This is a genomic window from Paraconexibacter antarcticus, assembly GCF_024220175.1.
In the GTDB taxonomy this organism is placed as follows: Bacteria; Actinomycetota; Thermoleophilia; order Solirubrobacterales; family Solirubrobacteraceae; genus Paraconexibacter; species Paraconexibacter antarcticus.
In genome coordinates this window covers 2,590,014-2,602,384 of sequence record NZ_CP098502.1, presented here as the reverse complement: position 1 = coordinate 2,602,384, position 12,371 = coordinate 2,590,014, and the positions used below count along the sequence as shown (strand labels likewise).

The following is a 12,371-nucleotide window of genomic DNA, read 5'->3' as shown; positions in this document are numbered from 1 at the left end:
GCCCGCCGGTGCACTTCGACGCATCGTCGTTCACCGACCCCGAGGCGCTCATCATCGGCTACCTGGGACGTCGACGGCGACGGCGTCGCCGGCAAGGAGACGACGGGCCCACGGCGGCGTTCGCCTACACCGGGCATGCGTCCTTCACAGCGAAGGTTGCGCCGACCGACTACCTGGGCGCCCGAGGGGTCGGCGAGCAGGACGATCTCGGTGTCGGGCCCGGTCAAGCCGGCGGGTGACAACGGGCCGGCCGGACCGACAGGCGTGGGTGGGCCCGACGCAGCACAGCGCGCCGGGTCCGACCGGACCGAAGAGCCCGGGGGAGAACGGCGCCGCCGGCTCGCGGGTCCGACCGGTCCAGCCGGCCCGCGCGGCCCCGCCGCCCCGCCGCCCCGGCCCACGGCGGCGGCCCTCCGCGCCCGGTTCGGAGTGTGGTGCGCGACCCACTGCTCCGACCGCTGCATCGTCGCCAGGCACCTCGGCGCGTTCACCCGTGGCGGGTGCCGCAACCACGGACTATGGCGCCACGACGGCCCCGGCGGAGGGTCACGATCCCCATACGCTGACGGGGCGCCCGATCTCCCCGAGCGCGATGTTGGAAAGTTGGCCACCGTCCCCCCCGCCCCGCGCAAGCGAACCACCGAACGGCAAGAACCCCACAAACGCGGGATTTCTCGGACAGCCGACGAGCAGATTCGTACCGCTGACCCCTTCAGCACGAGTGGCCAGATCGTGTCCGCCCAACGACGAGCGATCGCACGGCCGAGAGAGCGCCGAATCGTCGGCAATCGCGCCGAAACCGCGCGAAACCGGACCCCGCAGCCACTAGTGGCTACTCGCCCTCTCAAATGGCCGGCCGAATCGGCACCGACAGCACCGGCGGTTCTCCCCGCAAGCGGCGTCTTCTTCACGAGGGGTGAGCGACGGGACTCGAACCCGCGACCGCCTGGACCACAACCAGGAGCTCTACCAACTGAGCTACGCCCACCGCGCCCGCGGGAGGATACCGACGCGGGGGCGACGGTGCGGACCCGCACGTTCCGTCCGTACGCGAACAACGGTGTCTACCGGTCCCGCATGAACACGGGCAAGTACGACAAACGTCCGCAAATTTGGCATTAGACCGAAGGGACGTGGGTAAGACCAGTGACGTGAATCCAGAGATCGTCACCATTCTCGACGAGGACCCGGACCTGTCGCGGACCATCACCGAACCCCGCCTCGGCGCTGCTCGCCGGGAGTGCCGGGCGTCCGTCATCGACGTGCCCCTCGGCTCGTGGGACGCGCAGAGCGCCCTCGTGCCGGCCCGAGGCGGATACGGCCTGCTCGTCCTCGACGGCGTGCTCGCCCGCCGCGCCGGCCGCCGGCGCCGCCACGGGGTCGAACTGCTCGGGCCCGGCGACCTCATCCGCACCGAGGACGCGGCGGCCGACGGCGCCACCCTCCCCTTCGCCGTCACCTGGCGCGTCGTGGAGAGCGCGCGCCTGGCCGTGCTCGACACGGGCTTCGTGCGCCGGTCGGCGCCCTATCCCGAGATCGGCGTGCGCCTCATGGCCCGCGCGACGGGCCGCGCGCGCAACGTGCTCGTGCACCTCGCGATCGCCCAGCACGCCCGGATCGACGCCCGGCTGTGGCTCGCCCTGTGGCACCTGGCCGACCGCTACGGCCGCGTCACCCCGGACGGCGTCCTCCTACCGCTCCGGCTGACCCACGAGCTGCTCGCCGATCTCATCGCGGCCCAGCGCCCGTCGGTGACGCTCAGCCTCCAGCAGCTCGAGCGTCAGGGGCGCCTCGCCCGCCGCGACGGCTCGATCGTCCTCCTCGGCGACCCGCCGACCGAGGGCAACACCGGGACCACCGGCGCGCCGGCCGTGAAGAGCACGTCGTCGCCCGCCTGAGGTCCCGCGGGACCTCCACCAAATCGCCCGCCGTCGTCGCCGTCACCTGCCGGTGCGCGATGATGGCGCCGTGGCGGTGAGCGACGAGCACGGGACGGCGGAGACGCCGCGGGGCGTCCGTGCCGTGCTGGCCGCCCCGGGCGCCGCGCGCCTCATCGCCGCATCGCTCATGTCGGCGATCCCGGCCGGCGCGATCTCGGTGCTCCTCATCCTCCACGTCCGCCACCTCGGCGGGTCCTACGCCCTCGCTGGTCTGGCCGCGGGCGCCTACACGTTCGGCGCGACCGTCACCGGCCCGCTCGTCGGCCGGCTCGTCGACCGCCATCGGATCGTGCCCGTCCTCCTCGGCTGTCTCACGCTGACGGCCGCGGCGATGACCGGCCTCGCGCTGCTCCGCGCGTCCGACCCGCGCTGGCTCATCGTCGCGCTCGCCGTCTGCGGGGGTCTCACTCACCCGCCGGTCGGCGCGGTGACCCGGACGCTGCTGCCGGTCGTCATCCGCGACGAACCCACCGTGCACGCTGCCTACGCCCTGGAGTCGAGCGCGCTCGAGCTGAGCTACATCGCCGGTCCCGCCGTCATCGCCGGCCTCGTCGCGACCCAGTCGACGCAGGCAGCGCTGCTCGTCGACGCCGCCGTGCTCACCGCCGGCATCCTCTGGTTCGTGCGCCAGCCCGCCGCCCGCACCTGGAGGGCGGATCCTCCGGCGCCCGGCGCGGTCGCCCCCGCCCGCGCCGGTGCGCTCCGCATCCCGTCGGTCCGCCTGCTGCTCGGCGTCGTCACAACGTTCAGCCTCTCCTTCGGCGCCATCGAGGTCGCGGTCGCCGCGGCGGCCGGCCACCTCGGCCACCGGTCCCTCACCGGCCCCCTGCTCGCGCTGTGGGGGCTCGGCAGCCTCGTCGGGGGCCTGGTCCTCGCCGGGCGCCCGGCGCCGGCGGCAGCGCAGCGCCGGCTCCTGTGGCTCCTCGGCGCGCTCGCGCTGGGCGACGTGCTGCTCGTCGCGGTCGCGGGCACCTGGGCGTTCGCCGTCCTGCTCCCGCTGTCGGGTCTGGGGATCGCCCCGGCGTACGCGGTCGCCAACGCGATGACGGGCCTCGGCGCCGTCGGCGGCACGTCGACGGAGGCCTTCGCCTGGCTCGGCACCGGGACGAGCGCCGGGTTCAGCGCCGGTGCCGCGCTCGCCGGCCCGGCCGCGGACGCGGGCGGGGCCGCGGCGGCGTTCGCCGTCTCGCTCGGCGGTGTCGCCCTCGCGATCGTGCTGACGCTGTCGGGCGCCCGGGTTCTCGCCCCCGCCACCGCCGGCACCCGGCAGGCGTGGCCGGACGGCGACATCCGCGACCCGGGGCCCGCAGCACCCGCGCACGGCACACTGGCCCCGTGAACGTCCGTCGCCTCGTCCATCCCGTGGCCGCCGCCGTCATGGCGCTCGCCGTGCTGGTGCCGCTCACCGCCGGCCACGCCGCGCGCGCCCAGGTGCCCGCGGAGCCGCCGTGCGCCCCGGCCCCGGCTGATCCCGCGCCGTTCACGACGAACACGAACCGCACCGGGCTCGTCGACCTCTTCTTCTTCAACGCGCAGGGCGCGACCGTCACGTACTACGAGTGCGTCGGCGCGCGGGCGGTGAAGCTCGGCGAGCAGACCACGCCGAACGCCGGGGTGACCGAGCTGCGCTCGGCGGCGCCCTGGCGCTGCGGCCGCCTGGAGCGGCACTTCGCCGCGACCGCCATCGTCGACGGCGCGCCCCAGCGCGGACTGGCGAGTGTCCGCACGATGTCCTGCGCGCACCGCTTCCGGATCGAGGCGCCGCGGACCGCCGCGCTCGGCCGCACCACCCGGGTCCGCCTCGTCGACCGCTGGCGCCTCGGCGGCATCCGCACCCGCCTGTGCGTCACCGCGCCGAGCGGGCAGCGCGACTGCCACACGATCCCGTTCGCGGCGGCGAAGGCGACGCTCACGCGGACCTTCCGGCCGGCCGAGCGCGGCCGCTGGACGCTCGACCTCGCCGTCGCCGGCTTCCATGTCCACGACACCGTCGCCGTCGGCGTGCGCAGCGTCCCGGTCAAGCCGCTGCCGGTCGTGCTCGCGACCGGCGACTCCACGATGCAGGGCGTCGAGAGCTCGCTCGCCGACGACCTCGGCGCCGCGGCGGACGTCGTCAGCGACGTGCACCCGGGGTACTCCATGAGCCTCAACGACGGGTGGCCCGCGCTCGCCCACCGGCAGGTCGCCGCCTCCCACCCCGACGTCGTGCTCATCTCGCTCGGTGCCGCCGAGGGCTTCTCCATGAAGACCGCCGACGGGACGAGCCACGCCTGCTGCGACGCCGCCTGGGTCACCGAGTACACGCGGCGGGTGGCGCGCGTCATGGACATCTACCGCCGCGGGGGGACCCGGGTCTTCTACGAGACGATCGTCGCCCAGCGGGCACCGGCGCGGCAGGTCGTCGTGAACGCCGTCAACGCGGCCATCCTCGCCGCGGCCAAGGGACGCACCCGGGTCACGGTGCTCCGCGCGGACCTGCTGTTCTCACCGCACGGGTACCAGGAGTACCTGCACGACCGGGGCCGCGACGTCGACGTGCGTGAGCCCGACGGGGTGCACCTGAACGCGTCGGGGACCGCGATCGAGGCCCAGGAGGCCGCCGCCGCGATCCGCGGCAAGCCGTCTCCCGCGCCCTGAGCGCGCGCGGACGGCTCAGCCGTCGAAGAGCCGAGGGCGATGTGGCGGTGGCCGGGCGGCGACGTCAGGTCGCCGCGACCGAGTACACCGGCGGCAGGCGGGTGGCGACCTCGAACCACGTCACCCCCGCGTCGCCGGTGCCGAAGACGTCCCCCGACGTCGCGCCGAAGTACAGCTCGAGCCCGTCGCCCGCACCGTGACGCGTGAAGGCCTGGCGCAGCACGGTGAGGTACGCGTGCTGCTGAGGCAGGCCGTCGCCCCGCGCGGTCCACGTGGCACCCGCGTCACGGGTCTCGAACACGTTGACGCGGCCGTCGGGCGTGACGCGGTCGGTGTCGGCGGTGAGCGGGATGACGTACGCGCTGTCGGGGTCCGCGGGATCGGTCATGAGCGGGAAGCCGAAGTCCGACGGCAGCCCGTCGCCGATCGCCGTCCAGCCGGCTCCGCCGTCGTCCGAGCGGTAGACGCCGCCGTGGAACTGCATGAACAGGCGTTCGGGCCGCTGCGCCGAGCGCTCGACGTGGTGCACGCAGAGGGCGACCTCGTCGGGGGACACGTCCTCGGGGAGGTACCGGGGGCGCAGGCCGCCGTTGCCGCGCCGCCACGACTCGCCGCCGTCGTCGGTGAGCCACATGCCGGCGGCCGAGACCGCGATGGCGAGCCGGTCGGGCTCGCCCGGCCACGGAACGATCGAGTGCAGGCACAGCCCGCCGCCGCCGGGCTGCCAGGTCGGGCGGGAGGGCTCGTTCCACAGCGCCTCGTTGAGCGTCCACGTCTCCCCGCCGTCGCGGCTGACGAACAGCACGCCCGGGTCGCCGCCGAGGTACACGAGCCCGTCGGCCTCGCCCGTGGTGATGACCCAGATCCGCTCGAGCGCTGCCTCGCCGCCCTCCGGCAGGGCGACGCCGGCCGCCTCACGCCACTCGCCCGCCGCGTCATCGGCGTACATGAGCTTCGGCCCGTAGAACGGGGACGTCATCCCCGCGAGCAGCCGTCCGCTACGCGGGTCCCGGCAGGCGTACTCGACCGGCTCCCCCGCGAACGCGCGGGCGGTGACCGCGAACGGGCCGCCCGCCTCGCCCTCCAGCACGAACAGGCCCTTCTTGGTGCCGATGACGAGCTCCGTCATGTCGATCCTCCCGAAATCGCTGGTATGACCTCGACGCGGTCGCCGGCGGCGACCCCCGTCTCTCCGTCCGCCCACTCACCGTTGACGAACACGTTGATGTGGCGGCGGATCCGCCCGCGCTCGTCGACGATCCAGCCGGCCACCGCCGGATGCTCGCGCTCGAGCGCGCCGAGCACCTCCGCGACGGTCGCGCCGGCCAGCTCGTGGTCGGCGCGGTCGCCGGCGAGCTGCTTCAGCGGTCCGCGGAGGCGCAGTAGGGGCATCGTCCCCCAGACCGCCGCCGCCCGCGAAACTCATCGGTCCGCCCGCTGGCGCCGGCGCGGCTTGGAACACCGCGAGGCGAGGAGTACCGTCGGGCCATGCGGTTCGTGGTGGCCGGGGGCGGCGTCGCCGGGCTCGCGTGCGCGCTCGCCGTGGCGCGTGCGGGACACCGTGCGGTCGTGCTCGAGCGCGACGCGGTCCCGCCCGGCATCGCGGCGGGCGATGCGTTCGGCGTCACCCGGCGCGGGATCCCGCACTACCGGCAGCCGCACGCGCTGTTGCCGCGGGGGCGCAAGGTGCTCGGCGAGCTGGCCCCGGACGTCCTCGAGCTGCTGCTCGACGCCGGCGCCGAGCCGCAGGACCTCGCGGCCGGGCTGCGGGGCCCGCCGCAGCCCGGCGACGAGGACCTCGTCTACCTGTGGGCGCGTCGTCCCGTCATCGAGTGGGCCCTCCGGCGCGCGGCGACGTCCGAGCCGGGCGTCGAGCTGCGCGGCGGGACGCAGGTCACCGGCATCCTGCGCGCCGAGGACGGACGCAGCGCGGGCGGCGTCACCGTCGCGGGCGCGGAGCCGGTTCGCGGTGACGTCGTCGTGGACGCGCTCGGCCGCTACCGCTGCCCGGCCGGCTGGCCCCGCGCGGGGTCCGAGCCGACCGATTCCGGGGCGATCTACTTCTGCCGGTACTTCCGCCTCGCCGACGGCGCCGAGCACCTCGCCTGGCCGCTGCTGAACCCGCGGGGTGACCTCGGCTACCTCGGCTTCAACACGTTCCGCGGCGACAACCGCACCTACGCGGTCATCCTGCTGGCGCCCGCGGCCGACCGCGAGCTGCGCGTCCTGCGCGACGAGCGCGCGTGGATGGGCGCATGTGCGGCGATCCGGCCCCTGGACCGGATGACGTCACCGGGCCACGGGACCCCGATCACCGAGGTCATGCCGATGGGCGGGCTCATGAACACCGCGCGCTTCGCCGATCCCGGCCTCCGGCGGGTGGTGACGGTGGGCGACGCCCTGTGCCACACCGACCCGGCCTTCGCCTACGGCGTCTCGTTCGCGCTCGTCCACGCCCAGGCCCTCGCCACGGCCGCCGGCGACGCGGCCGGGCGCGACGACGTGCGCGACCGGTTCATGGCGGCGGCGGCGTCCGAGGCGCGCGAACGCCACGGGCTCGCCTGCGCGGCGGACGCGGCGCGCAGTCGCCGCTGGGCCGGCGAACCCCTGGACGTCGGGCGTGCGGACGGCTGCTACGAGCTGTTCTCGTTCGCCACCGCGCTCGCCGCCGCACCACACGACGACGCGGTCCTCCGGAGCACGATCCGCCGCATCGGCCTGCTCGACCGCACCGCCCGGTTCGACGACGACACCGCGCTGCACGCGCGCATCGAGGCGATCTTCGCCGGGCTGATCCAGGCGCCCCCGCCGCCGCCGGGGCCACCCCGCCCCGAGCTGCTGGCCCGCATCCACGGGGCCGTCATGGCCTGAGCCACGACGGCCGGCGGCGGGCCGGCCGCTCAGAGCGCCTTGAGGATGTCCTCGACGCGGTCCTTCGCGTCGCCGAAGAGCATCTGCGTGTTGTCGCGGAAGAACAGCGGGTTCTGGACGCCCGCGTACCCCGAGGCCATCGACCGCTTGAAGACGATGACGTGCTCGGCCTCCCAGACGTGGAGGACCGGCATGCCGGCGATCGGGCTGCCCGGGTCCTCCGAGGCGGCCGGGTTGACGGTGTCGTTCGCGCCGATGACGAGGACGACCGACGTGTCGGCGAAGTCGTCGTTGATCTCGTCCATCTCCAGGACGATGTCGTACGGGACCTTCGCCTCCGCGAGCAGGACGTTCATGTGGCCGGGCAGGCGGCCGGCGACCGGGTGGATGCCGAAGCGGACCTCGACGCCGGCCTCGCGGAGCTTGCGCGTCAGGTCGGCGACGCCGTGCTGCGCCTGGGCGACGGCCATGCCGTAGCCGGGCGTGATGATCACGGACTTCGCCGACTTCAGGAGGTCGGCGGCGCCCTCGGCGTTGATCTCCCGGTGCTCGCCGTAGTCCGTGTCGTCGCCCGACGGCGCCTCGATGCCGAAGCCGCCGGCGATGACGGAGACGAACGAGCGGTTCATCGCCTCGCACATGATGTAGCTCAGGTACGCACCCGAGGAGCCGACGAGCGCACCGGTGATGATGAGCGCGTCGTTGTCGAGCAGGAAGCCCGACGCCGCGGCCGCCCAGCCGGAGTACGAGTTGAGCATCGAGACGACGACGGGCATGTCGCCGCCGCCGATCGAGGCCACGAGGTGCAGGCCGAGGGCGAGCGCGAGGACCGTCGCAAGGGCGAGCGGGACCACGCCGGGGCTCGAGCAGAACCACACCGTCAGCAGCGCGAAGACGACGAGCGACCCGAGGTTGATCGCGTTCTTGCCCGGCAGCATGAGCGGCTTGGAGTTGATCTTCGCCGACAGCTTGAGGTTGGCGATGATCGACCCGGTGAACGTCACGGCGCCGATGAAGATGCCGATCGCGACCTCCGCATGGTGCACGCCGAGCGTCCCGAGGACGTCGAGGTGCTGCCACTCCTCCCCGTTCTTGCGATGTTCGACCTGGAGGAAGCCGTTCCACCCGACGAGCACGGCGGCGAGGCCGACGAAGCTGTGCAGGAGCGCGATGAGCTCCGGCATGCCGGTCATCTCGACGATCCGTGCGCGCCAGAGGCCGATGGCGGCACCGACGCCGATGGCGATGAGCATGAGGACGAGGCCCGAGCCCTGGATGTCGCCGTCGATCGCGAGCCAGATGGTGGCGACGAGCGCGATGCCCATGCCGGCCATGCCGTACTTCAGGCCGACCTTGGCGGTCTCGTGCTTGGACAGGCCGGCGAGGGCCGCGATGAAGAGCAGCGCGGCGACGATGTACGCGGCCTGGGCCGCGACCGTAGGAGTAAGGGACATGGGGCTCTAGCTCCTGGAGAACATGGCAAGCATGCGGCGGGTCACCGCGAAGCCGCCGAAGACGTTGATGCTCGCGAGCAGGATCGCGAGGGTCGAGATCGCCGTGATCCCGTCGTCGTGACGCCCGATCTGGATCAGGCCGCCGACGACGATGATGCCGGAGATCGCGTTCGTCACCGACATGAGCGGGGTGTGCAGCGCATGGTGCACGTGCCCGATGACGTAGTAGCCGATGACGATCGCCAGCGCGAAGACCGTCAGGTGCGGCACGAGCGTCGCGGGCGCGATCGCGGCGAGGATGAAGAAGACCGTGGCGGCGGCGAGGACGATGACGAGCCGCTTGTCGTCGGACATCGGCTCGGGGGGCGCGACCGGCTCGGGCGCGGATGCCGACCCACCCGCCCGCGCGGCCGGCGCGGCGGAGACCTGCACCTCCGGCGGCGGCCATGTCAGCTCGCCCTGGCGGACGATCGTCATCGACCGCTGCACGACGTCGTCGAAGTCGAGCACGAGGACGCCGTCCTTCTCGGGCGTCATGAGCTTCATGAGGTTCACGAGGTTCGTGCCGTACAGCTGCGACGCCTGCGCCGGCAGGCGGCCGGCGAGGTCGGTGTAGCCGATGATCGTCACGCCGTTCTCGGTGACGACCGACCGGCCCTTGACGGTGCCCTCGACGTTGCCGCCGTTCGCGGCGGCCATGTCGACGATGACGCTGCCGGCCTTCATCGACGCGACCATGTCGGCGGTGATGAGCGTCGGCGCCGGGCGGCCCGGGATGAGGGCCGTCGTGATGATGATGTCGACGTCCGGCGCGAGCTTCGCGTAGAGGTCCGCGGCACGCTGGTTGTAGTCGTCGGACATCTCCTTCGCGTAGCCCGTCGCGCTGACCTCCGCCTCGGCGGACTCGACCGAGAGGTACTCGCCGCCGAGCGACTTGACCTGGTCGGCCACCTCGGGCCGCGGGTCGGTCGCGTAGACGATCGCCCCCATGCTGCCGGCGGCGCCGATCGCGGCGAGGCCGGCGACGCCGACGCCGGCGACGAGGACCTTCGCGGGGTTGACCTTGCCGGCGGCGGTGACCTGACCGGTGAAGAAGCGGCCGTAGGTGTGGGCGGCCTCGACGACGGCGCGGTAGCCCGCGATGTTCGCCATCGACGAGAGCACGTCGAGCGACTGGGCGCGCGAGATGCGCGGCACCGCGTCCATCGAGAGCGCCGTGATCGGCCGCCGGGCCAGGTCGTCGACCATGTCCTGGTCGAGCCGCGGGGAGAGCAGCGAGACGAGCGTCGCCCCCTGCTTCAGGCCGTCCAGCTGCGCCTTCGACGGGGCGTTCACGCCGAACACGACGTCGGCCGACAGCGCATCTCCGATGCTCGCGCCGGCGTCGACGTACGCGTCGTCCGTGAAGCTCGAGGCCTCACCGGCCTCGCGTTCCACGACGACCTCGTAGCCGAGCTTGAGGAGCTGCTCGACGGTCGCCGGCGTCGCGGCGACCCGCGTCTCTCCCGCTTGCGCCTCCTTCAGCACACCGATCACCATTTGCCAACAGCTCCTTGTCCGTCGAGAACGTCCGGGTGGGCGCCCGGCAGCCGGTGCCGGGAAGACCAGAGACCGCGCGCACCCGCTCGCGGTCTACGGCGTCAAATACGCCGCGCGGCGCAGAACAGTACATGCCGCCGCAGGCGGCCCGGCGTCCGCTCCGCCGAGATCGCGCGTTCGGGCGGGTCCTGCGCCCGCCCGCGCGTGCGTCTCGGTCGAGGGCTCCCGGCGCCGGGGGCGCGCCGTGACGGGCGCCGCGGCGCCCGCGCGGACGGCGCCGCTGCCGCGCGATCGGGTGCGCCGGCGCCCACCCGCCGCCGGTCAACGGCGCAGCGTGATCGACCGCCTCGCCGATCGGTGCCTGGAGGCGTAGGTCGCCGTCGAGACCAGCGTGATCCTGAGCGCGCGCAGGCGCCGCAGTCGCGCGGACGCCTTCCGCGAGAGGCGCAGCGACAGCGACACGGCCCCGGCACGCTTGAGCGTGACGATCCGCCGGGTGAGCGTGACGGTGCGCGCGCCGCGGCGCACATGGAGACCGAGGCGTCGCGCATCGCGCGTACCGACCAGGGCCTGCACGGTCAGCGGCCTGCGGCCTGAAGCCGGCAGCGCACGATGACCGCCCGGCGCCGGACGATCAGGCGCGGCGACTGCCGGGGCACCGTGAGGACCGGCGCCGCCGCCCTCGCGGGGGCGCGCTGCACGGTCGGAACCGTGGTCGGACCCGACGCGGAGGCAGTCGGCGTCGGCGTCGGCGTCGTCGTCGTCGTCGGCGGCGGTGACGTCGAGCGTCTCGCAGCCGGTCACCACGTCGATGGCGTCCACGTGCGCGGTGTCGGTGCCGGGCCCGCCATCGATGGTGTCCTTCTCGCCGTCCTGTGCGTAGATCGTGTCGTTACCCGACCCCACGGTGCAGGTGCCGTAGATCGGGCCGTAGAAGCACGCAGCGGTGCGGTCCCCGCCGATGTCGTCCTGACCGGGCCCGCCGGTGATGACGTCGTTGCCGAACCCGCCGGAGATCTGGTCGGCGCCGGCACCCCCGTCGAGCGTGTCGGCCAGATCGCTTCCCGTGACGACATCATCCCCGCCGCCTGCCGAGACGGTGCCGTTCGTGAAGATCAGGTTGAAGGTCTCCGCCGCATCGCTGCCCGTGTACCTCGCCCCGGGTGCCGGATGGGACGGTTGGTAGCCGGTGTCGATGCGCTCGACCGCCTGCACGTCGTCGTTCTCGCCGGGACGGCCGTCGTTCGCCACACCGTCGAGGGTGGCGGTGGGCGCGGGATCCTCGTCGTTGGCGTTGCCGTCGTAGCGATACCAGTCGCCGTAGACGGTGTCGGTGCCGGCTCCTCCGTCGAGAACGTCGTGGCCGATGCGGGCGTTCTGGTCGACGGCGTCGCCGGTGAGTCGGTCGTCGCCGGCGCCGCCGTGGAGGATGTCGTCGCCGCCGTTGTCGATGGTCGAGTACTGGGAATCGCCGTCGCCGGACAGCGTGTCGTTGCCGTCGCCGCCGTCGAATGTGTCGCTGCCGCCGCGCCCGGTCAGGCGATCGGCCCCGCCGCCACCGGCGAGCGTCTCATCGGCGTCGCCACCGATCAGCGTGTCGTTGCCATCGTTGCCGTCGGCAGCGAGCTTGTAGGGCGCGCCGGCGGGGAAGCCCCCGGTCGCGCCCGCCTGGTAGAAGACGACGCCGTCGTTGCCGGCGCCACCTTCGACGCGCAGCCCGCTGTGGTCTGGATCCAGGATGCACGACAAGTCGTTGCCGGCCTCGACCGCGCAGGCCGACGGGTACGACGTGAACGCGTCGCCGTAGAAGGTCGCGCAGTCGTAGGTGACGCCCCCCGACGTCACGCAGCAGCCTCGTAGCCAACCGCCGTGTTCAACGTCTCGCCACCGTCGGCCGTGTAGATCAGCTGACCGTGGTCGCCACCGGCGT

10 protein-coding genes and 1 tRNA gene are annotated in these 12,371 nt (G+C 73.6%); 5 read left to right on the top strand and 6 right to left on the bottom strand.

Annotated features, from left to right (window positions below):
* Positions 1–8: 8 nt before the first annotated feature.
* Positions 9–239: a hypothetical protein gene (locus tag NBH00_RS12895; protein ID WP_254569003.1), complete on the top strand. Its 231-nt coding sequence runs from the start codon at positions 9–11 to the stop codon at positions 237–239.
* A 676-nt stretch (positions 240–915) separates the two neighbouring features.
* On the opposite strand, the gene NBH00_RS12890 is transcribed toward NBH00_RS12895, so the two are convergent.
* Positions 916–988: transfer RNA gene (locus tag NBH00_RS12890), tRNA-His, on the bottom strand.
* Between the two features lie 163 nt (positions 989–1,151).
* On the opposite strand from NBH00_RS12890, the gene NBH00_RS12885 reads away from it, so the two are divergent.
* The 3 genes from NBH00_RS12885 to NBH00_RS12875 all read left to right on the top strand — a co-directional run bounded on the left by NBH00_RS12885 (position 1,152) and on the right by NBH00_RS12875 (position 4,577).
* The gene (locus tag NBH00_RS12885) at positions 1,152–1,898 is read left to right on the top strand and encodes a Crp/Fnr family transcriptional regulator (protein ID WP_254569002.1); all 747 of its coding nucleotides are present in this window, start codon (positions 1,152–1,154) and stop codon (positions 1,896–1,898) included.
* 70 nt (positions 1,899–1,968) lie between these two features.
* Entirely contained in the window at positions 1,969–3,279 is a 1,311-nt protein-coding gene (locus NBH00_RS12880) for an MFS transporter (RefSeq protein ID WP_254569001.1), read from the top strand.
* Positions 3,276–4,577, top strand: a complete 1,302-nt coding sequence (locus NBH00_RS12875) for a DUF459 domain-containing protein (RefSeq protein ID WP_254569000.1) — start codon at positions 3,276–3,278, stop codon at positions 4,575–4,577. Before NBH00_RS12880 ends, NBH00_RS12875 begins: the two co-directional genes overlap by 4 nt.
* A gap of 64 nt (positions 4,578–4,641) precedes the next feature.
* Here NBH00_RS12875 and NBH00_RS12870 read toward each other — a convergent pair whose 3' ends face one another.
* Both NBH00_RS12870 and NBH00_RS12865 read right to left on the bottom strand, forming a co-directional pair.
* Positions 4,642–5,706, bottom strand: a complete 1,065-nt coding sequence (locus NBH00_RS12870) for a WD40/YVTN/BNR-like repeat-containing protein (protein ID WP_254568999.1) — start codon at positions 5,704–5,706, stop codon at positions 4,642–4,644.
* The gene (locus NBH00_RS12865) at positions 5,703–5,969 is read right to left on the bottom strand and encodes a MoaD/ThiS family protein (protein WP_254568998.1); all 267 of its coding nucleotides are present in this window, start codon (positions 5,967–5,969) and stop codon (positions 5,703–5,705) included. The genes NBH00_RS12870 and NBH00_RS12865 overlap by 4 nt, the downstream gene beginning before the upstream one ends.
* A 96-nt stretch (positions 5,970–6,065) precedes the next feature.
* Here NBH00_RS12865 and NBH00_RS12860 point away from each other — a divergent pair, with 96 nt between their 5' ends.
* Entirely contained in the window at positions 6,066–7,448 is a 1,383-nt protein-coding gene (locus NBH00_RS12860; protein WP_254568997.1) for an FAD-dependent oxidoreductase, read from the top strand.
* A 29-nt stretch (positions 7,449–7,477) separates the two neighbouring features.
* Here the strand turns inward: NBH00_RS12860 and pntB are convergent, their stop codons facing one another.
* The 3 genes from pntB to NBH00_RS12845 form a co-directional block, all read right to left on the bottom strand.
* Positions 7,478–8,902: a Re/Si-specific NAD(P)(+) transhydrogenase subunit beta gene (gene pntB, locus NBH00_RS12855; protein WP_254568996.1), complete on the bottom strand. Its 1,425-nt coding sequence runs from the start codon at positions 8,900–8,902 to the stop codon at positions 7,478–7,480.
* A 6-nt stretch (positions 8,903–8,908) separates the two neighbouring features.
* Positions 8,909–10,441: a Re/Si-specific NAD(P)(+) transhydrogenase subunit alpha gene (locus tag NBH00_RS12850; RefSeq protein WP_254568995.1), complete on the bottom strand. Its 1,533-nt coding sequence runs from the start codon at positions 10,439–10,441 to the stop codon at positions 8,909–8,911.
* A gap of 321 nt (positions 10,442–10,762) precedes the next feature.
* Positions 10,763–12,286, bottom strand: coding sequence for a calcium-binding protein (locus NBH00_RS12845; RefSeq protein ID WP_254568994.1), 1,524 nt, complete (start codon positions 12,284–12,286; stop codon positions 10,763–10,765).
* Positions 12,287–12,371 lie beyond the last annotated feature (85 nt).

Coding starts and splice junctions, on each gene's coding strand:
- NBH00_RS12860 (WP_254568997.1), top strand. CDS start 6,066: ATGCGGTTCGTGGTGGCCGGGGGCGGCGTCGCCGGGCTCGCGTGCGCG.
- NBH00_RS12850 (WP_254568995.1), bottom strand. CDS start 10,441: ATGGTGATCGGTGTGCTGAAGGAGGCGCAAGCGGGAGAGACGCGGGTC.
- NBH00_RS12865 (WP_254568998.1), bottom strand. CDS start 5,969: ATGCCCCTACTGCGCCTCCGCGGACCGCTGAAGCAGCTCGCCGGCGAC.
- pntB (WP_254568996.1), bottom strand. CDS start 8,902: ATGTCCCTTACTCCTACGGTCGCGGCCCAGGCCGCGTACATCGTCGCC.
- NBH00_RS12870 (WP_254568999.1), bottom strand. CDS start 5,706: ATGACGGAGCTCGTCATCGGCACCAAGAAGGGCCTGTTCGTGCTGGAG.